This is a genomic window from Streptomyces sp. NPDC088147 (assembly GCF_044741565.1).
Lineage (GTDB): Bacteria > Actinomycetota > Actinomycetes > Streptomycetales > Streptomycetaceae > Streptomyces.
The window spans coordinates 114,643-134,743 of record NZ_JBIUSY010000005.1 but is presented as its reverse complement, the minus strand read 5'-3'; the positions used below and the strand labels follow the sequence as shown (position 1 = coordinate 134,743).

Genomic DNA, 20,101 nt, shown 5'->3' with positions numbered 1-20,101 from the left:
CGCGCTGACGGGGGAGGGGGCTGACGGAGGACGGGCGGCGGGCGGCGGCCGGATCGATCGTTCAGGCGGCGGAGAGCGTCAGGAGCGCGGGTGCGAGCACGCTCATGCCGTTGTTGACGGCGTGGACGCAGACGCCGGGCCATACCGATCCGGTCCTGCGGAGCAGGAGCGCGGAGGTGGCGCCGACCACGAAGGCGATGGGCAGGATGATGTTCATGCCGTGCGCGAGGGCGAAGACCGCGGAGCTGCCGATGACGCCGACCCAGGGGCCGTAGCGCCCGAGTGCGTTGGCCAGTACTCCGCGGAAGGCGAGCTCTTCCCCGATCGGGGTGGCGATCGCGCCGAAGAGGATCGTGAGGGCGAACGGGAGCGCTCCTCCGCTCGCGGCGGCACGGTAATCACCCTGCGGGTTGCTGGTGTCGCCGGAGATCTGCACGTAGGCGATCGCCACCACGATGTTCAGCAGGAATGCGCCGGCTCCGAGTCCGGCCCCGAGCAGGAGCCACTTCCCGGCCACGCGTCGTAGTCCGAACGCCGCCGGGTCCCGGACGCGGAGGAGGAAGGCGATCCCGAACGCGCCGAGGCCGGCCAGCGCGGACACCGCGTAGCTCACGATCCCGCGGGCGACGGCCTGCTCGTCGGATAGGGAGACGATCACGGCGACACCCGCGGCGACGAGCGCCGCGTACGTCACCGCCGCGACGGCGGTCTCGGGCCATCCGGGCCGCTTCACGGTGCGTGCCGGTGGTGCGTCGGGGAGTGCGGCCTCAAGTGCGGCCTCGGGGGCGGGGGTCAGGCGATTCTCGGTCACGATGTCTCTCCACGGGTTAGTACGCTGTACCAGCATACTGTACCGGTACAGCGTACCTGGCACGGTGTACTACCATGCCCGTATGTCCAGACGGGAAGAGATCATCGAAGCGGCCCTGCACCTGGCGAGGGCCGAGGGCATCGGCGCCCTGAGCGTGCGGGCCGTCGCGAACGCGGCGGGCATCGGGCCGACGACGCTGCGCCACTACTTCCCGTCCCAGGCCGAGCTGCACCAGGCCGTCGCGGGCGCGGTCGTCAGCGGGTCTCTCGACGACCTGGCCATCGCGGACGACACACGCGAGCCGGTCCAGCGGCTGTACGACTGCCTCCAGCAGTTCCTTCCTCCGTCGGAGCATCAGGAGGCGGTACTGGGCGGCTGGTTCGAGCTGTACCGGCTCGCCCTGGGCCCGGAGCCCCTCCCGGCGGTACGCGAACTGCTGGAGAGCGGGCACCACTCGTCCGCGCAGGTGCTCCAGCGGTGGCTCGGCACGCTCGCCGACCAGGGACACGTGGTGCCCGACGAGGTCGGCACGCACGCCGCCCGCGCTCTCGCGCTGATCGACGGGCTCCATCTGAACCTCCTGCTCGCCCCCGAGCGTCTCGACATCGAGGCGGCGAGGGACACCCTGCGATGGTTCGCCGAGCGCGTGATCTCCTAGCTTCAGGGGTTCAGTACCAGGACCTGTTTTCGAAGTGGCGCCGTAGAGTTCGGCGGTGAACAGTCTTGGGGAACGCATAGCGCGAACGTGTCGTGGGGGAAGGGCTCTTGTCCTCCCCGTTGTGTCCGTGGTGGTGCTGACGGGGTGTTCGGGGGAGCTGGGCACGGATCCCGACGCGTCGTCATCGGCGTCGGCGTCGGCGTCGAGCGGGGGTGGCGGCAGCGCTGATGGCGGGTACGGCGTCGGGCCGCTCGGGAATCCCGACGGGACGAAGCCGGGGCTCGCGGCGATCGGTTCCGAGGCCGACCGGAAGACCGCGCGCGAGCTGATCGAGCGGGTGCGCACCTCCGGGCGGGGGCCCAAGACCGGTTATGAGCGGGACGAGTTCGGCTACGCCTGGATGGACACGGCGGACGGGGTGCCGCTGGCGCGCAACGGCTGCGACACCCGGAACGACCTCCTCCAGCGCGACGGCCGGGAGCTGCGCTTCCGTTCGGGTTCCGACTGCGTGGTCGCGTCCATGACGCTGCACGACCCCTACACCGGCAAGACCGTCGAGTGGCGCAAAGAGCGGGCGAGCGAGGTGCAGATAGACCATGTGGTCCCGCTGTCCTACAGCTGGCAGCTCGGCGCCTCCCGCTGGTCCGAGAAGAAGCGCAGGCAGCTGGCGAACGACGTGCTGAATCTGCTGCCGGTGGAGGGCCGCGCCAACTCGGCCAAGCGCGACTCAGGTCCGGCGTCCTGGCTTCCGCCGGACAAGGCGGTGCGGTGCGCGTACGCGGTCCGGTTCGGTCAGGTCGCGCTCAAGTACGAGATGCCGGTGACCACGGCGGACAAGCGGGCCATGCTCCAGCAGTGCGGCGGCTGAGCCCCGCCACCACGGAACGGGACCGGTCGGCCCGCGCGGGGAACCACCCGGCCGTGTCGATCATCAGTTCTTGTGACACGAGAAACAGGAAGAAACATCTTCCGGAGGCGGGGAGTTGACGAGCCGCACGACGACACGTCGGCGCTGTCGGCCCCACTCCCCGCCGCACACCCCGTAAGGAACACGCTTGTCTTCCCACATATCCACCCTCCCCCGTCGCCTGCGGCGCACCGCGACAGTGTCCGTCCTCGCCGGTACCGTCGCCGCGGTCATGGCCACGGCCTTCCCGGCGAGCGCGGCACCCGCCGCCGGTACGGAGGAGGCCCGGTCCGAGGTCTCCTGCACGTCCGACAAGGCCGGCCTCGCGAGCCGGCTCAGCGAGGACATCCAGGCCGTGGTGGAGGACGCCACCCTCAAGGGACGGGTCTCCGTCGCTCTGTACGACCGCACCACGGGCACCACGTGCGCGTTCAACGCGGACCAGCGGTACGACTCGGCGAGCGTCGTCAAGGTCATCGTCCTGGGCACGCTCCTGCGCCTGGCCCAGGACGAGAACCGGGACCTGACCCCGGACGAGCGCACGCTCGCCGGCAAAATGATCACGGCGTCCGACAACGACGCGACGACCACGCTGTGGAAGCAGCTCGGTCTCGCCCGTATCTCGGACTTCCTGCGCCTCGCGGGCATGGAGGGGACGACTCCCGATCCGGACGGCTTCTGGGGGCTGACGCAGATCAACGCCGCCGACCAGCTCAAGCTGATGGAGCTGCTCACCTCGGCGAACCCCGTGCTCGACGACGACCGCCGTGCCTACGCGCTGGACCTGATGAACCAGGTGATCCCCTCCCAGCGCTGGGGCGTCCCCACGGGCGCGCCGGGCGGAGCGACGGTACACGTCAAGAACGGCTGGTTGCAGCGCAGCAGCGGCGGCTGGCGTGTGCACAGCGTCGGCGCGTTCACCGGGCAGGGGCATGACTACGGTCTCGCCGTCCTGACCGCCGACAACACGGACATGCCCGCCAGCGTCGCGGTGATCGAGAACATCGCCGGGAAGGTCCACGCGGACCTCAACGGGACCACGTTCGCCACGTTCCAGGAGCAGCGCCGCCAGGCCCTGCCCACCACCTCCGACGGTTCGCTGGTGCCCGACGGCAACCGGTGACCCACCCCGCCGCCCGGCTTCGGCCGGGCTGCGGAACCGGGTGGGCGCGGACGGCCGCGGGTGATCCCGTGGGGTCGTGGGGCCGGGTGTGCCGCCGGGGCACGCGAGCCCGGCGGGATCCGGACGAGAGGCTCCGGGCCGTGTCCGTGGAGTCCCGCCCGGTTCGCGGCGCCCGGCACGCCCGCTCGCCGCGTGCCGTGACGACAGGCCCTAGGCCGGTCGCGCCCGCAGGAATGCCGACGTCGAGACGCGTCCCAGCATCTCCAGCCGCGACGAGCCGCTCGCCAGGTGCGTGTCCGTGGCCTCCTGGACGCCCGGCCAGTGGCCGTCGCCGTAGTCGTCGAGAACGACGATCCCGCCCGGCGCCACGATCTCCTCGACCCACTCCAGGTCGGCCCGCACGCCTTCCGCGGAGTGGTCGCCGTCCACCACGATCACGCCGTACTCACGGTCGGAGACCGCGGCCCGCACCTCGGGGTCCCCGGAGAAGCCCTGCTGTATGCGGGCCTCCTCGCCGGCCCGGCCGCCCAGCGCGAGGTTGGCGCGTACGACGTCCAGCCGCACCGGCGTACCCGTCGGCTCGGCGGACTGCTTCGCACCGGGCTGGAGCTGGCTGCCCACCAGCGGGTCGACGATCGTCAGCCGCGCCTCCGTACCCGCCCGGTGCAGCATGCGCGTCATCGTGGCCGAGAACAGGCCGTACAGCGTGCCGATCTCCAGGACGTCGCCGTTCGGCGGGGCGAGCAGCGGGACGGTGGCGAGCTTGCCGCACACGTTGGAGGTGGAGCCGGCCAGCCGGCCCACGGCCAGCGCCTCCAGCGCGATCACATTGCGGTACGCGACGGTCACGTTGCGCCGGGCGTAGCCGCCGTCCTCTCCCGTCACCTCGGCTATCTGCCGTACGAGGGTGTCGATCTGGGCGGGCGTGGGCACGCGGTGGCCGCTGCGTCCCGTCCGGTCGAACAGCAGGCCGAACGCGTACTGCTGAGCGCGCAGGTCCGCGACCTCGCGCTTGAGGGCATCAAGATCCTTGCGCAGGGGCGAGTGCTTGATGCGCCGGTCGACCATACCGGCGGCCGGGCGCAGGATCCGCTTCGCCAGCTTGTTGCTCAAAAGAGAAGACATGCGCGGAAACTACGCTCCGGCAAGGGCATGGCGGGCCACGCCTCAGTGCTCAGTCGGTGAAGTGTTGGTGTCGCGGGAGCGACGCGCGCATGGCGCGATGGCGCGCGGCGGTGACGAAAGCGACGGTGACCAGCGCGGTGACCAGCACGGTCGTGGCGGCCCCGGTGCCGGACGCCGTGGTCCCGCCGCGGCGGGGTTCCGGCGACGCGACAAAGACCGGATATGCCGGTACGAAACGGTAAATCGGCCACCAATTCGCTCCGTTCACCGGACGGTTGCCCGCCGGCCGTATGGGATGTCCTTCCGCGACATTCCCGCCGGATTCTGTTCTCCTGGAGTGAAGCGGCCTCCGCCGGAGCCGTAACCAGGGGGAGCGCGCACGCACATGACGGTCCGGATCCAGATGGTCAGATTCGCGCTGGTGGGAGCGGCGAACACGGGCACGTACTACGCCTTCTACCTGCTGCTGCTGACCCGGCTGCCGTATGTCGCCGCGCATGTCGTCGCGTCCGTGCTGAGCATGATCGGCTCGTTCTTCCTGAACAGCTGGTTCACCTACCGGACCCGGCCCACCTGGCGGAAGTTCCTGCTCTTCCCGCTCACCAACGCGGCGAACTTCGTGATCACCACCGTCGGGGTCTATGTGCTGGTGGACGTCCTGCACTTCGGCAGCCGGTACGCGCCGCTGATCGCGGCGGCCGGGGCCATCCCGATCACGTTCGTCGTCTCCCGCGCGATCATGCTCCGCCCTGATCCCGTCAAGGGCGGCGATCCCGTGAAGGGCGGCGATCCCGTCCAGGGCACCGGCCCCGTCAAGGGCACCGGCCCCGCCGAGGGCAACGCCCCTGAAAAGGGAAGCGACGTCCAGAGCACCGGCCCCGCGGAGGGCGCCGGCCACGTGACCGCGGCCGACGCCCCCGCCGTCACTTCGCCGGTGGCGGGGCCGGCAGGCTCCGGCCGGTGAAGACCGGCGCGTCGGCCGGGGAGCCGGCCGCGTCCGGAGCGGCACTCCGCGCCATGCGCGAGAAGCCCAGGTCCAGGGTGTACACCCGGGTCTGGCTGGCCGGCGTACGGAACATGTAGGCCCAGGTCCGTCCCGACGCGTTGGAGTACTCGAACGCGGTCGGCTCGGTGGCCGCCTCCTCGGTGCTCGGCTGCTGCCAGGGCCGCCAGACCCCGGTGCCCGGAAGCGTCTCACCGGTGTTGTGGATCGTGCCGTCCGTGCCGAGCACCAGCACCTCGGTGACCCCGCTGACCGGGCTGATCACGGCGGTGGGCGAGCCCTTCGCGGTGACCCCGTCGATCGCGGACCACGCCCCGTAGGCGCCGCCCTCGGCGGACTGGGAGGCCGTGACGACCGTTCCGTTGCCGTCGGTGGCGAAGACCCGCAGGCGGAAGCCCGGGTAGACGACGACCGCCGGGGTGCCGGTCACGCCCTGCGCGCCGAGCGCGGTCCACGCGGACAGCGTGCCGGCCTCCTTGAACAGCGCCGTGCTCAGCACGCCCGAGGCGTTCCGCCCGAAGAGCTGGATCCCGTCGCGGACGGTGACCGCGGTGAACGGTCCCGCGAAGCCGCTGCCGCCGAGCGGCATCCAGCCCATGAAGTCCACGTCGGCGCGCTGTTGGATGCGGTACCAGGGCTTGCCGTCCGCGTCCGACGAGAACTGGACGAGCAGCCCGGACGGGGTCTTCCCGGTGACGGCGCCCTGCGCCATCGCCCCGCCGAGGTTGATCACGTTGCCCCAGTCCGCGGACGACACGGCGGCCTGGTTGCGCTGCCAGACGGTGCCCGCGGTGTTCTGCGCCGTCACCACGACCCGGCCGTCGGCGTGCTCGGCGAGGGACGGCTGCCCGGTGAGGGTCTCCGTCTCCAGCACCGGCGCCCACTTGACGCCGTTGAAGTCCGACGGGTCGGACTGCCTGCCGTGCATCAGCCGGCCGATGTTGTCGGTGTACGCGTACTCCAGCGCGCCCGACGACGAGCGCATCGCGGAGCCGCGGCTGTACGGCTCCAGCGTCAGGGCCGGTGCCGGCGGCGTGTGGTTGGAGTCGAGGCGGCAGGAGTCGGGGGTCGTGGACACCGAGGTGTACGCCGCCCAACCGCTGCTCTCCACCAGCTTGTTGTAGACGGGGAAGTTGCCCAGCGTCTCGTCGTAGCGGTAGTAGCGGACCTCGCCGTTGCCCTTGACCCGGAGCAGCGTGTCCCCGCCGTACGAGCTCATGAACTTGGTGTCGCTCCAGTCCGCGGCGGACACCAGGACATGGCGCTCCAGCCAGCGCTGGCTGGTGTAGTCGTAACGCGACCGGTAGAGCTTGCCGTCGGAGGCGGCGCGGCCGAACAGCACGCCCCTGTCACCGGCGTAGATCGCGTCGTAACGGTCCCACCCCATGTCGACGATCTTGCCGCCTTCGTCCACGAAGTCGTCGGCCGCCGCGTCGTAGCGCCACCAGCGCAGCCCGCCGCTGGAGGGCTGGAACGTCCAGAGGTTCCCGCCGCGGTCCATGGTGATGTCGTCGGTCCTGGTGCCCGTGCGGAACTCGGCGAAGCCGGTGCTGATCTTCTTGTGGTGCACGTCCCAGGTGGCCGTCGTGCTGATGCGGTGGCTGTAGTACAGCCCGTCCGCCTTGATGCCGTAGAACGCCCCGGCGGGCCCGGCCAGCATCCTGCCGTAGCCGGACCACCCCGTGTCGATGGTGGTGGCGGCGGGCAGGGCGTTGCCGACGCCCGGCCCCGGCATGTCCTGGCGCAGCAGCTTGCCGGCCGTGTCGATCGCGTACGTCGGTCCACTGGTGTTGCAGGTGAGCGGCACGGCCGCGTGCGCGGTGCCGGGAAGGGCCCCCAGCAGGGGCAGGGCGGCCACCGCGGCCGTGGCGAGTGCCGTCCAACGCCCGGTTCTTCGGGGCGAATTGAGAGTCATGCGCTGGACGCTAAGCGTCTCTGGGTGAACGGTGCGGTAGCGGTTGGGTGAACAACGTGTCGGCGAAAGCGGCCAGCAGGTGAACCCTGCGTGCGGGTCTCGACATGTCCATCACATCCTCCTCATGATCTGGTTGATCGTTTCGTTTCGGATCGGTGGGGGGACCGTGCCGGCATACCGAAGGCATGTACGGACATTTCTGATGGCCCGTCTGTGCCGCACTGGATGGGTCAAGTTGATCGCGCTCGCCGCGATCGGCTTCGTCGCCGTCGGCACCCTGGCGGTGGCCGGTGTGGGGTTCCCGCTGTTCCCCGAGCCGCTGCCCGGAGCGAAGGGCCCGGGGCAGCGCTGGGGCAGCGCCGAGGGCCGGGACCATCTGGCCGTCGACGGGACCAACCGCACCACCGGGCAGTCGCTGCGCGCCAAGTACCCGCTGCGCGCGGCGTCGTCGGCGAAGCCGGCCGAGGGGCGCAACACCGCGTCCGTCGCCACGCCGCCCTCCCCCGCCGCCGTCACCGGCTTCGACCGCGCGACCAGCGAGGAGATCGTCTCCGAGCGCGACGCGCACAGCCGTACGTACGCGAACGCCGACGGCACCGAGACGACCGAACTCTCCACCACCCCGCTCCACTTCCGCGACGGCGCGGGCGCCTGGCGGCCGGTCGATCCCGCGCTGGTCGCGTCGGACGGCGGCTGGAAGGGCGCGGCGGGCTCCGTGGGCGTACGGCTCGCCGACCGGGCGGACGCGGCGCGGCTCGCGGCCGTGACGTTCCCCTCCGGTGAGTCCTTCGCGTACGGGCTGGACGGTGCGGCCGGAGCGAAGGGCAGTGCGGGGGAGACGGAGGAAGGCGGCACGGCGGACAGCCGTGTCAGCTACCGCGAGGTCCTGCCCGGGACCGATCTGTGGCTGGACTCGCGGGCGGGCGGCGTCAAGGAGACGCTCGTCCTGCGCTCCACCGACGCCCCCACCAGCTTCGACTTCCCGCTCACGCTCACCGGCCTTACCGCGAAGCCCGGCACCGCGGGACTCGGCGGCGAGGGCTCCGTCGTCCTCGCCGACGACCGGGGGCGTACGAAAGCCGTCATCCCGGCCGGCTTCATGGAGGACGCGGGCGGCGCCGTCTCCCACGCCGTCCGCTACGAACTGATCGCGCGGGACGGCGGCCAGGTCCTCCGGATCAGCGCCGACCGCGACTGGCTCGCCGATCCGGCCCGCGCCTTCCCCGTCCGGCTCGACCCGTCCGTCGACACCACCGCCGCCTCCCGCTCCATGTACGTCACGGAGAACGGACCGGTCGCGGGGTCGAACGAACTGCACGTCGGCAAGGGCACGGCCGGTTCCACCGCCTCCTACCTCGGCTTCCCCGGGCTCGACACGGAGCTGAGGAACCACAAGATCTTCGGCGCGCAGCTCCAGGTCGTGAACTACGACGCGCCGTCCTGCAAGGCCCGTTCCGTCTCCGTCCATCCGGTGACCCAGTCCTGGACGACCGCGAACGGCGGCTCGTACCCCGGCCCCTCGGTCGGCGGCTCGCTGGCGTCGAAGTCCTTCGCGTACGGGCATATAGCCGTCGGCTCGTCGAAGTCCGGCTGCCCCGCCGCCGGTGAGCTGTTCGACCTCGGCAAGGGCGGGCGCGATCTGGTGCAGCGCTGGGTGGACGGCACCCAGCCCAACTACGGTCTCTCGCTGCGCGCTTCGGCGTCCGACCCGCTCGGGTTCAAGAAGTTCACCGGCGACACCACCGCCAACCCGCCGAAGCTGTTCGTCACGCACTCCCCGTACAACGCGTCCTACTCCTTCCCCAAGCCGGTGCCCGACCCGCCGGTCCTCCAGAACCAGGCGGGCAAGGTCAAGGTCACCGTCACCAACAAGGGCGCGGAGACCTGGACCACGGGCGGCTACTACCTCGCCTACCGGGCGTACGACTCCAAGGGCAAGCTCGTCACCCAGCAGCGCGCGGCCGATGTCTCGGGGTCGGTGGCCCACGGCGGGCGCATCACCTTCGACGCGACCATCAAGGCGCTGCCGCCGGGCACCTACATGCTCGACTTCACGATGGTCCGCACGGGCGGCAAGGTCTTCACCGACGAGCAGGTGCCGCCCGGCCGGCTCGTCCTCCAGGTCTTCGACATCGCGCCGGTGGTCAAGGAGCAGTTCCCGCCCAACGGCTACCAGGCGCAGACCCTCACCCCGCAGCTGTGGGCGGCCGGCGTCGACATCGACGCGCCGCCCGGCCTGGCGCTCCAGTACAAGTTCGAGATCTGTGAGGCGGACAAGGAGGGCAAGCCGACCGCCTGCACCACCTCCGCGTACCAGCCGGGCTCCGCCTATCCGGTGCCCGCCGGGCGGCTGAAGTGGGGCACGACGTATCTGTGGCGCGGCTTCGTCAAGGACGCGTCGAACGAGGTGCCGACCGCGCAGGTCGCGCTGGTCGCGGCCGTCCCGCAGCCCGAGATCACCTCGCGTCTCGCCGAGGCCCAGGGCAAGGAGTTCGACCCGAACGTCGGCAACTTCACCACGGCCGCCATCGACGCGTCCGTGGCCGGGGTGGGCCCGGACATGACGCTCGTACGGACGTACAACAGCCTGGACCCGCGGCGCGACGCCGCCTTCGGCGCGGGCTGGTCGACGCGGTACGACATGCGGCTGACCCCCGACGACGACGGCACGGGCAATGTCGTCATCCGCTACCCGGACGGCCAGGACGTCCGCTTCGGCAAGAACGCCGACGGTACGTTCGCCCCGCCGCCCGGCCGGTTCGCCAAGCTGACGACGGACGCCGCGACCAGTACGTACCGGCTCCAGGACAAGTCGGGCACGGTCTACGACTTCAGCTCCTCCGGCCTGCTGGTGAAGGTCACCGACCCGTTCTCCACGGCCGTCACCTACACCTACTCCGGCGGGAAGCTCTCGACGGCGGTCAACGCCCGTACGGGCCGGTCCCTGACCTTCACCTGGACCGGCGCGCATGTCACCAAGGTGGCCACCAACGCCGTCGACGGCGCCGCGCTGAGCTGGAGCTACACCTACACCGGTGACCGGCTGGACTCGGTGTGCGACCCGGCGGCCGGCTGTACCCGGTACGGCTACGGCGCGGGCAGCCACTACCGCACCAGCGTCCTCGACTCCCGCCCCGAGTCCTACTGGCGGCTCGGCGAGGCGGAGGGCGCCGCCGCGAACAGCGCCGTCGAGGTCAACCTCGGCAAGGACCGCGGCACCTACACCGATGTGACGCTGGGCGCGGCCGGCGGGATCACCGGCGACCCCGGCACCGCCGGCACCTTCAACGGCACCACCTCCCGGGTCGACCTGCCCTCCGGCACGCTCAAGAAGAGCCGTGACGCGGCGGTCGAGGTCTGGTTCAAGACCATCGCGTCGGGGCTCGGCGGTCCGCTCGTCGGCTACCAGAACAAGGCCTGGGGCACGGCCCCGACCACCGGGGCGCCGCTGCTCTACGTCGGTACGGACGGCAAACTGCGCGGCCAGTTCTGGACCGGCACCGCCGCCCCCATCACCGACATCACCAAGAACGTGAACGACGGCAAGTGGCACCACGCGGTGCTCTCCGTCTCCGGCTCCACCCAGAACCTGTATCTGGACGGCAAGCTCTCCGGCACCCTCACCGGCGCCCAGCTCAGCCAGAACGATCTGACGTACAACCAGATCGGTGCCGCCCGTACGGTCACCCCGGCGTCCTGGCCCGGCTGGGGCACCGCCGCCGCCAAGTCCTTCGCGGGCACCATCGACGATGTCGCGGTCTACCACCGTCCGCTGGGCGCCGCGGCCGTCGCGAGCCACTACCGCGAGGGCGGCCGGGCCGCCGATCTGCTCACGTCCACGACACTGCCGTCGGGCCGTACCGCCACCGAGGTGCAGTACGACACCTCCCGCGACCGGGTCGAGGAGTACACCGACCGCAACGGCGGCACGTGGAAGATCGGCGCGCCCGCGGTCTTCGGCAACGACAAGGACCTGCGGCGCACCGTCGAGGTCCATGACCCGATGGACGCCCCCTACTTCTACGAGTACGACGGCCTGACCTCGCGGATGCTGCGCTACGGCGAGCCGATGGCGCTCGGCGCCCGCGAACCCGCCACCCCCTCGTCCTCGCAGCCGCCGGAGCCGCCGGCCGAGATCTGCACCAAGCCCGACCCGGGCGACCCGGCCTTCTGCACCAATCCGCCGGGGGACGGCGGCAGCGAGCCCGACTTCATCCGGCACCCCGTGGACGGCGTGGCGATCCGCACGTTCGGCTACGACGACAAGGGTTTCCAGACCGCGATCACCAGCGAGAACGGTGACACCGTCGCGCTGGGCTACGACGACCGCGGCAATGTGGTCCGCCGTACGACCTGCCGGGCCAAGGACGACTGCCAGACCGCGTACACCACCTATCCGGCGCCGACCGGCGACTTCGACCTGCGGGCGGACCAGCCCTCCGAGACCCGTGACGGCCGCTCCACCAGCGCCACCGACAACCGCTTCCGCACGCAGTACCAGTACAACGACAAGGGGGCGCTGCTCCTCCAGACGGCGCCCGACGGCGGGGTCGTGCGCCATGCGTACACCACCGGCGCGGAACCGGCGGTCGACGGCGGCAACACGCCCACCGGACTCCCGCTGACCACCACCGACCCGCTCGGCAAGCTCACCCGCTACCGGTACTTCAAGAGCGGTGACCTGGCCCAGCTGACCGAACCGTCCGGCCAGATCACCAAGTACACCTATGACGCGCTGGGCCGCAAGCGCACCGAGACGACCGTCTCGGACGCCCAGCCGGCCGGGGTCACCACGACCTTCACCTACGACAAGCTCTCCCGGGTCGCCACCGTCACCGACCCGGCCGCGACCAACGCCGTCACCCTCGGCAAGCATCAGCAGAAGACCACGACCAGCTATGACGCCGACGGCAATGTGGTGCGCACCGAGGTCAGCGACGTGCTCGGCGGCGACGCGACACGCGTGATGACCTTCGCTCTCGACGACCGGGGCCGCCCCGAGACGGTCACCGACGCGGAGGGCAGCGAGACCTCGTACACCTACGACGTCTTCGGCAACAAGACCTCGATGGTGGACGCCAACGGCAACCACTTCGACTACCTCTACACCGCGCGCAACATGATGGCCGAGACGCGGCTGCGCGACTGGGAGGACGACGGCGGGGACGACGACTACACCGTCCTGGAGTCGTTCGCGTACGACATGGGCGGCCGGGTCGCCAGGAACACCGACTCGATGGGACGCACCGTCGTCTACGAGTACTTCGGCGACGACCTGGTCAAGTCCGTCACGCTCAAGGACTTCCACAACCCCGACGGCACCAAGCGCGACGTCGTCATCGAGGCCAACACCTACGACGGCGCGGGCAATGTGCTCACCGAGACGGCGGGCAACGGCAAGCTCGTCACGCAGTACACCTACGACGCGGTGGGCCGTACGAAGTCGACGGTCACCGACCCGAGCGGGGTGGCCCGCCGCACCACACTGACCTACGACCTCGCGGGCAATGTGAAGACCTCCGCCTCCGGCGGGCTCGCGTCCAACGTGCCGTGGCCGGTGAGCGTCAACCCCGAGACCGTCACCTACCAGTACGACGACGCGGGCAACGCGATCGAGGAGACCGTCGAGAACGGCGCCCAGTCGCGCACCACGAAGTACGGCTACGACCAGCGCGGGCTGACGATCTCCCGGACCGACCCGGGCGGCCGTACCACCGAGTTCAGCTACGACGAGCTGGGCCGGCCGATGTCCTCGAAGGCACCGGAGGTACGCACGGAGTCCGGCGGCGGCGCGCCCGTCGCCACCCGCCCCGTCACCTACACCGGCTACGACACGTTCGGCGCGGCGACCGAGTCGGTGGACGCGCTCGGCCGGATCAACCGCTCCACCTACGACCGGCTCGGCCGGATCGTCTCCACCACCGCGCCCGGCTACACGGCGCCCGGCTCCACCACCCCCGTCACCCCGACCGTCACCAACTCCTACGACGCGCTCGGCAATGTGACCGCGTCGACGGACCCGCTGGGCCGGGTGACGCGCTACGAGTACGACCGGCAGAACCGGCTGATGGTCAGGGACGAGCCGACCGGTTCGGGCTCCGGCGACGACCGCGCCCGCTGGTCGTACACGTACACCCGCACCGGCGAGGTGCTCTCGGTCACCGACCCGAACGGGGCGCGCGCCGAGACGACGTACGACGACATGGACCGGCCGGTCACCACCACCCAGATCGAACGCGCCCCGCAGCCGGGCTCCTTCACCACCCGCAACGAGTACGACGACGCGGGCAACGTGGTGCGGCAGACCGCGCCGAGCGGCACCGGCACGCAGTTCGTCTACGACGCGGTCGGCCAGCTGACCCGGATGATGGACGCGGCGGGCGTGGTCACCCAGTTCGGGTACGACATCGCCGGGCGCGAGGTGCGCCGCACGGACGGCAAGGGACGGACCTCGTCGAAGCTGTACGACGGGCTCGGCCAGCTGGTCAGCGACGCCGACCTGGACGCCACCAACAGCGAGCTGCGCAAGGTCGGTTACGGCTACGACCAGGCGGGCAACCTGACCAGCGCGACCGACGCGCGGGGCCGCAGCACGATCTACACCTATGACGCGCTGGACCGGCTGACCAGCCAGAAGGAACCGGTCTCGGACACCACGTCGATCACCACGTCCTTCGGCTACGACGCGCTCGGCAACCGCACCCGCTACACCGACGGACGCGGCAACAGCACCGTCTACACCGTCAACACGCTCGGGCTGCCCGAGTCCGTCGTCGAGCCGTCGACCGCGCGCGACCCGTCGCCCGCCGACCGCACCTGGACCACGGCGTACGACGCGACCGGCCAGGCGGTGAAGGTGACCGCGCCGGGCGGGGTCACGCGCGAGCGGGAGTACGACAAGGCCGGAAACCTGATCAGGGAGAGCGGCGCGGGCGCCGAGGCCGCCACGGCGGAGAAGCGCTACGGCTACGACGCGGCCGGCCGGCTCACCACGGCGTCGTCCCCCAAGGGCGACAACGGATACGAGTACAACGACCGGGGTCTGCTGCTGAAGGCCGAGGGCCCCTCGGGCGACGCCTCGTACACGTACAACGGCGACGGCATGCTGACCGACCGCACCGACGCCGCCGGAACAGCGACCTTCACCTACGCGCGCCAGCAACTGGCCTCCGCCGAGGACCCGCTGACGGGTGGGCGGCAGAGCTACGACTACGACGGCGCCGGCGCGATCGAGCGGGTCGACTACGGCGCCGGGCAGTCGCGGGCGTACACCTACGACAACCTGGGCCGGCTCGACACCGACACGGTCAAGAGCAGCGGCGGCGGGGCCATCGCGTCCACGGACTACGACTACGACTCCAACGACCAGCTGACCGGCAAGACGACCACCGGCACCGCCAAGGCCGCGAAGAACACCTACGGCTACGACCAGGCGGGCCGGCTCACGTCCTGGACGGCGGACGGCGCGACCACCGAGTACGGCTGGGACGACAGCGGCAACCGCGTCAAGAACGGCGCCAAGAGCGCCACGTTCGACGAGCGCAACCGGCTGCTGACCGACGGGGACTACACCTACGACTACACCGCGCGCGGCACCCTCGCCTCCCGCACCAGCTCGGGGCTGACGGAGGAGTTCGCCTTCGACGCCTTCGACCGCATGACGAAGGCGGGCGAGTCCGGGACGGCGTACACGTACGACGCGCTGAACCGCGTGGCCGACCGCAACGGCGCGGACTTCACCTACGCCGGATTCGCCCCCGACCCGGTCAAGGACAACTCGGCGACCTACGGGCGCGGGGCCGCGGACGAACTGCTCTCGGTCGCCGAGGGCGGCCAGGCGCAACTGTCCGTCAGCGACAAGCACGGTGATGTGATCGGTGGCATGTCGGCGACGGACGGCGCGTCGACGTCCCTGGCGTCCTCGACGGCGTACGACCCCTTCGGCACGACGATCGGCACCGCCGGCGCGTCCGGGGAGGCGGGCGCCGCGGGCTTCCAGGGCGACTGGACCGACCCGGAGACCGACCAGGTCAACATGGGCGCGCGCTGGTACGACCCGGGCACCGGCACCTTCGACTCGCGCGACGCGTACACCTACGCGTCGGGCGCCTCGATCCTCGCCAACCGCTATACGTACGGCGCCGGTTCGCCGATGGACTTCACGGACCCGGACGGCAACTGGCCCAGCTGCGGCTGGTGCAAGAAGACCTGGAACAAGGTCAAGAACAGCAAGGTGGGCAAGTTCGTCGCCAAGTCCGCCAAGACGGTGTGGAGCGGGGTGGTCTACACCGTGCGCCATCCGCTCTCCGCGCTGAGGATCGCCACGAAGGCCCTGGGCCGCGCCGCGAGCTGGGTGTACGAGAAGTCGGGCCTGAAGACGGTCGTCAACGCCGTCGTCAGTGTGTCGAGATGGGTCGGCAGCAAGATTAGCGCGGCGGCCTCGTCGACGGCCGACTGGGCCAGACAGAAAGCGGCGGAGGCCCAACGCCAGTACCGCGCGGCCCGGGAGGCCGTCACCCGCAAGGCCAAGTCGGTCGCCTCGTACGTGGCCAAGCACAACCCGATCCCGGACATCGTCGCCGCGGCGAAACCCCTGATGGCGGTGGCCACCGCGATCGTCACGGCCAACCCCAACCTCCCGGCGATCATCGTCTCGGCCACCCGCGATGTCATCGCGGACGTCGCCAAGGTCACGAACGCCATCCGCGACGCGGCGGTGGAGCAGATCGGCATCGTGGTCGAGTCCGTCTCGACGGCGATCGACTACGCGATCGAGATCGCCCCGGCGGTCTGGGAGGGCGTGAAGACCGTCGGCAATGTCGTCGGAGAGGTCACCGGCTTCAACGACATCAAGAACTGCGTCACCAAGGGCGACATGGAGGCCTGCGCCTGGGCCGTCGCCACGGTGGGCGGCCTGGCCCTGGGAGGAGTGGGCGCGGGCGCGGTCCGGGCGGCGAAGGCCGGGCGGATGGGCATGAAGGCCGTGAAGTACGCGGACGACATCGCGAAGGCGGCGGACAAGGTCGGCGAGGTGGCCGAGCGGGTGGATTCGGCCGTGTCGTGCCTCCAGCTCGCCGCCGACCTGACCGGTAACAGCTTCCTGCCCGGCACGGACGTGGTGATGGCCGACGGCACCAGAAAACCGATCGAGGATGTGGAGGCCGGCGACAAGGTCACGGCGACGGACCCGACGACCGGGAAGACCTCCGCGCAGGAGGTCACCGGGACGATCGAGGGCAAGGGCCTGAAGAACCTGGTCAAGCTCACGGTCGACACGGACGGCGCCAAGGGCGACGCCACCGACACGATCACGGCCACGGAGGGCCACTCCTTCTGGATCCCGGACCTGAAGAAGTGGCAGAAGGCCGGCGAACTGAAGCCGGGCCAGTGGCTCAGGACGGGCACCGGCAGCTGGGTCCAGGTCGAGACGGTCCAGGCGTGGACGCAGCAGGCGACGGTCCACAACCTGAGCGTCGACAGGGCGCACACCTTCTATGTGGCGGCGGGCCCCTCGACAGCGCTGGTCCACAACTGCGCGGCCGGCAAGGGCACCAGAGGCCTCAAGGGCAAGTTCCAGCCCACGGTGAGCGTCCACCGGGCCCAGGGCAACTGGGACATGGACGAGCGGATCTCCGACGCGACGGCACTGCGGGACGAGGCCGCGCGCGGCGCCACGGGCAAGGCGAAGTCACGGACGTACACAGCCGCCGTGCACCGGCAGACGGGCGACATCGCAGTAGGCTGCTCGGGGAACGGAAGCTGTGCGGAACCCAACATTCTCGACGCGACCGGCTGGGGGGCCGACGACGTGATCTTCACCCGGGCGGTCCGGCGCGAGGACGTCGGCGACGGACTGGGGAAGGTGCTCCAGGAGAAGGAGATCTGTGTCGTCTGCCAGGGGAACTACCCGCCCGACAACTTCGTCCCCGGGGTGCTCTACGACCCCAAGGGACCCTGGATGATCGGCGGAGCCGGATGAGGGCGTCGCTCATCGAGCTGGCCCGCCACGACTGGGCCGGCCTGCGCTGCGGATGCCGGGAGTCGGGAGCGCATCTCCCGGAGACCTTCACCCGGCTCCTTGAGGCCCGGAGTGTCGAGGAGACGGTCGGCCACGGCCTCGCGGGACACCTGGAAGAGCAGTCGATGCTGTTCCAGGTGGCCCCGCACGCCGTGCCCGTGATCCTGGCGGCGCTCGCCGAGGACCTGCCGTCGTTCGTCAGAGGCCACCTCCTGACCACGCTCTGGCAGCTCGTGACCGGTGAGTCGCATCGCAGCGAGAGCGAGGCCGGCGAGCCTGAGCTGGAGGAGGAGTGCTGCGAGGCGGCGCGCGAGGGTATCTGGCTTCTCTACCGCGAGGCCGTCTCGGGTGACACGGAGACCGCGCTGGACATTCTGGAGTTCGTGGACCCCGATCCGGACCGGTTCGAGGCGTTCCGGTCGGCGGTGGCCGCGAGGGCGGGAAAGCGTCTGCCACGGCACTGAGCCGTGTGCCGGGACCCGGGCCCACCCGCCCGCCCGGCACACACGCATCCCGATCCGCCCGCGAATCGTTGGTCGAACCAGTGGCCCAGACCACGTCCACTGCCTACCATCGATCACTGCAAGGCCTTGTGCATCGCCGCACAATCACGCCGGGAGGCCCCCTTTGCACCGCCGTCGTCGCACCGCGCTCTCCGTCTCCGTCGCGCTCCTCGCCGCGGCCCCACTCCTCACCGCCTGCGGCAACGAAGCCCACCCCGGAGCGGCGGCCGTCGTCGGCGGGCAGCGGATCGAGGTGTCCGCGCTCCAGGCCCAGGTACAGGACGTACGGGACGCGCAGCGCGGCGTGCCGGAGTCCGAGGAGCTGATCAAGAACACCGGGCAGCTCAGCCAGGCCAAGCTGAACAGCATGATCTTCGACCGGGTGCTGGAGAAGGCCGCCGACAACACCGGCGTCACGGTCAGCCGCAAGGAGATCCAGACCACCCGGCAGCAGGCGGCCGCCCAGTCCGGCGGTGAGGAGCAGTTCGCCGCGATGCTGCTCCAGCAGGGCGCGCTCTCCGCCGGCCAGATCGAGTCGGCGATCCGCCGCGAGGTGCTGCTGACCAAGCTGGCCGTGGCGCTCGGCGCGAACACCACGACGCCGCAGGGCCAGCAGGCGGTCCTCACCGAGCTGACGAAGACGTCGGAGCAGCTCGGTATCGATGTCAATCCGCGGTATGGCAGCTGGGACAACAAGCAGGTCAGGCTGGGCGAGGCCAAGACGCCGTGGATCACGCAGCTCACCAGCGAGGCCCCCGAGCAGCAGCCGCCGGCGGGTACCTGACCGGACGGCGGGGAAGGGCGGCCGGATGGCCGGAGGTAGGTTCGAGAGGTGACAGACGAAGCTCCCGCCGCCCCCGCCGCCCCCGGCCGTATCGTCCTGCTGACCGCCAGCCACCGGGTCGCCCCCGGCCTGCTGTCCTGGCCCGCCTGGCAGCTGCTGCACGCCGCCGACGCGGTGCTGTGCGCCGACGCCGGCCATCCGCAGCTGCCCTACCTGCGTGAGGCGGGCATCACCGTCGAGCACGCCGCGCCCACCGCGCGGGAGCTGGTCGACGCGTGCGCGGGCGGCCGTACGGTCGTGGTCGTCCCCTCCAGCGAGGGCGACGGGACCGACGCGCGGCTGACCGACGGCCTGGCACGGCTGGCCGGTTCCGGCCAGGTCGCGATGCCGGACCTGGAACTGCTCCCCGGCTCGTACGACCTGCCGGGCGCCCGGCTGCTCGATCTCGTCCAGGTCATGGACCGGATCCGCGTCGAGTGCCCGTGGTCGTCGACCCGGACGCACCAGGGCCTGGCCAAGTACGCCATCGAGGAGGCGTACGAACTGGTCGAGGCGATCGAGGACGGCGACGCCGACGAGCTGCGCGAGGAGCTGGGGGACGTCCTGCTCCAGGTCGTCTTCCACGCCCGGATCGCGGAGGAGCGCTCCGCGGAGGAGGGTGAGGACGGCGAGGGGCCGTTCTCCATCGACGACGTCGCCGGCACGATCGTGGACAAGCTCATCCACCGCCACCCCCATGTCTTTGGCGACGAGACGGCCGAGACCCCCGAGGACGTCAAGACCCACTGGCTCCGGATGAAAGCGGTCGAGAAGCAGCGCGACTCGGTCACCGACGGCGTCCCCCTGGGCCAGCCCGGCCTCGCCCTCGCCGCGAAACTGGCGGGCCGCACCCGCACGGCCGGCCTCGACGTCCCGCTCCCGAAGGGCGAGGGCATCGGCTACGAACTACTGGCCCTCGCGGTAAGGGCGGAAGAGGCCGGCGCCGACCCGGAAGCGGCCCTGCGCGCGGCGGCCCGCGTATACAGGGACGCGATCCGCACGGCGGAGGGCCACGCGGTATGAGGCAGGGCCGAGGGCCACTCCGTACAGGGGGGTAGGGCCGAGGGCCACGCGGTCCAGCGGTAGGGCCGAAGGCCACGCCGTAATGGGAGGGAGCCCGGGGAGGGAGCCTCTTGCGCGTGATCACGCGAATCATCGCGAATCAAGCGGGACGGTGCGGCCATGCCCGTCTCATCCTGGTCGGGACTCGTCCGG

11 protein-coding genes and 1 pseudogene are annotated in these 20,101 nt (G+C 70.9%); 9 read left to right on the top strand and 3 right to left on the bottom strand.

The window, feature by feature from the left end:
* Nucleotides 1-61 precede the first annotated feature (61 nt).
* The gene (locus ACIOGX_RS18655; protein WP_401914422.1) at nucleotides 62-811 is read right to left on the bottom strand and encodes a lysostaphin resistance A-like protein; all 750 of its coding nucleotides are present in this window, start codon (nucleotides 809-811) and stop codon (nucleotides 62-64) included.
* 82 nt (nucleotides 812-893) lie between these two features.
* Between ACIOGX_RS18655 and ACIOGX_RS18650 the strand changes: the two genes are divergently transcribed.
* The 3 genes from ACIOGX_RS18650 (at nucleotide 894) to ACIOGX_RS18640 (ending at nucleotide 3,499) form a co-directional block, all read left to right on the top strand.
* Nucleotides 894-1,469 carry a TetR/AcrR family transcriptional regulator gene (locus tag ACIOGX_RS18650; RefSeq protein ID WP_356512669.1) on the top strand — a complete coding sequence of 192 codons (576 nt, stop codon included), beginning with the start codon at nucleotides 894-896 and terminating at the stop codon, nucleotides 1,467-1,469.
* Between the two features lie 121 nt (nucleotides 1,470-1,590).
* Entirely contained in the window at nucleotides 1,591-2,337 is a 747-nt protein-coding gene (locus ACIOGX_RS18645; RefSeq protein ID WP_401914418.1) for an HNH endonuclease family protein, read from the top strand.
* A 271-nt stretch (nucleotides 2,338-2,608) separates the two neighbouring features.
* Nucleotides 2,609-3,499, top strand: coding sequence for a serine hydrolase (locus ACIOGX_RS18640; RefSeq protein WP_401915087.1), 891 nt, complete (start codon nucleotides 2,609-2,611; stop codon nucleotides 3,497-3,499).
* A 210-nt stretch (nucleotides 3,500-3,709) separates the two neighbouring features.
* Here ACIOGX_RS18640 and ACIOGX_RS18635 read toward each other — a convergent pair whose 3' ends face one another.
* Complete coding sequence (locus ACIOGX_RS18635; protein ID WP_356512675.1) at nucleotides 3,710-4,624, bottom strand: class I SAM-dependent methyltransferase; 915 nt, start codon at nucleotides 4,622-4,624, stop codon at nucleotides 3,710-3,712.
* Between the two features lie 89 nt (nucleotides 4,625-4,713).
* Here ACIOGX_RS18635 and ACIOGX_RS18630 point away from each other — a divergent pair, with 89 nt between their 5' ends.
* On the top strand, nucleotides 4,714-4,866 hold the full coding sequence (locus ACIOGX_RS18630) for a hypothetical protein (protein WP_401914415.1): 153 nt from the start codon (nucleotides 4,714-4,716) through the stop codon (nucleotides 4,864-4,866).
* A gap of 143 nt (nucleotides 4,867-5,009) precedes the next feature.
* Nucleotides 5,010-5,402, top strand: a pseudogene (locus ACIOGX_RS18625) (GtrA family protein); the annotation flags it as partial.
* A 145-nt stretch (nucleotides 5,403-5,547) separates the two neighbouring features.
* On the opposite strand, the gene ACIOGX_RS18620 reads toward ACIOGX_RS18625, so the two are convergent.
* Nucleotides 5,548-7,542 (bottom strand): tachylectin-related carbohydrate-binding protein, encoded by a 1,995-nt coding sequence (locus tag ACIOGX_RS18620; RefSeq protein ID WP_356512679.1) that lies wholly within the window; start codon nucleotides 7,540-7,542, stop codon nucleotides 5,548-5,550.
* 235 nt (nucleotides 7,543-7,777) lie between these two features.
* Here ACIOGX_RS18620 and ACIOGX_RS18615 point away from each other — a divergent pair, with 235 nt between their 5' ends.
* The 4 genes from ACIOGX_RS18615 (at nucleotide 7,778) to ACIOGX_RS18600 (ending at nucleotide 19,909) form a co-directional block, all read left to right on the top strand.
* Nucleotides 7,778-17,521 carry a LamG-like jellyroll fold domain-containing protein gene (locus ACIOGX_RS18615; RefSeq protein WP_401914411.1) on the top strand — a complete coding sequence of 3,248 codons (9,744 nt, stop codon included), beginning with the start codon at nucleotides 7,778-7,780 and terminating at the stop codon, nucleotides 17,519-17,521.
* Nucleotides 17,518-18,024: a hypothetical protein gene (locus tag ACIOGX_RS18610; RefSeq protein ID WP_401766887.1), complete on the top strand. Its 507-nt coding sequence runs from the start codon at nucleotides 17,518-17,520 to the stop codon at nucleotides 18,022-18,024. Before ACIOGX_RS18615 ends, ACIOGX_RS18610 begins: the two co-directional genes overlap by 4 nt.
* A 163-nt stretch (nucleotides 18,025-18,187) precedes the next feature.
* The gene (locus ACIOGX_RS18605) at nucleotides 18,188-18,847 is read left to right on the top strand and encodes a SurA N-terminal domain-containing protein (protein ID WP_129769351.1); all 660 of its coding nucleotides are present in this window, start codon (nucleotides 18,188-18,190) and stop codon (nucleotides 18,845-18,847) included.
* Between the two features lie 48 nt (nucleotides 18,848-18,895).
* Complete coding sequence (locus tag ACIOGX_RS18600; RefSeq protein ID WP_356512685.1) at nucleotides 18,896-19,909, top strand: nucleoside triphosphate pyrophosphohydrolase; 1,014 nt, start codon at nucleotides 18,896-18,898, stop codon at nucleotides 19,907-19,909.
* Nucleotides 19,910-20,101 lie beyond the last annotated feature (192 nt).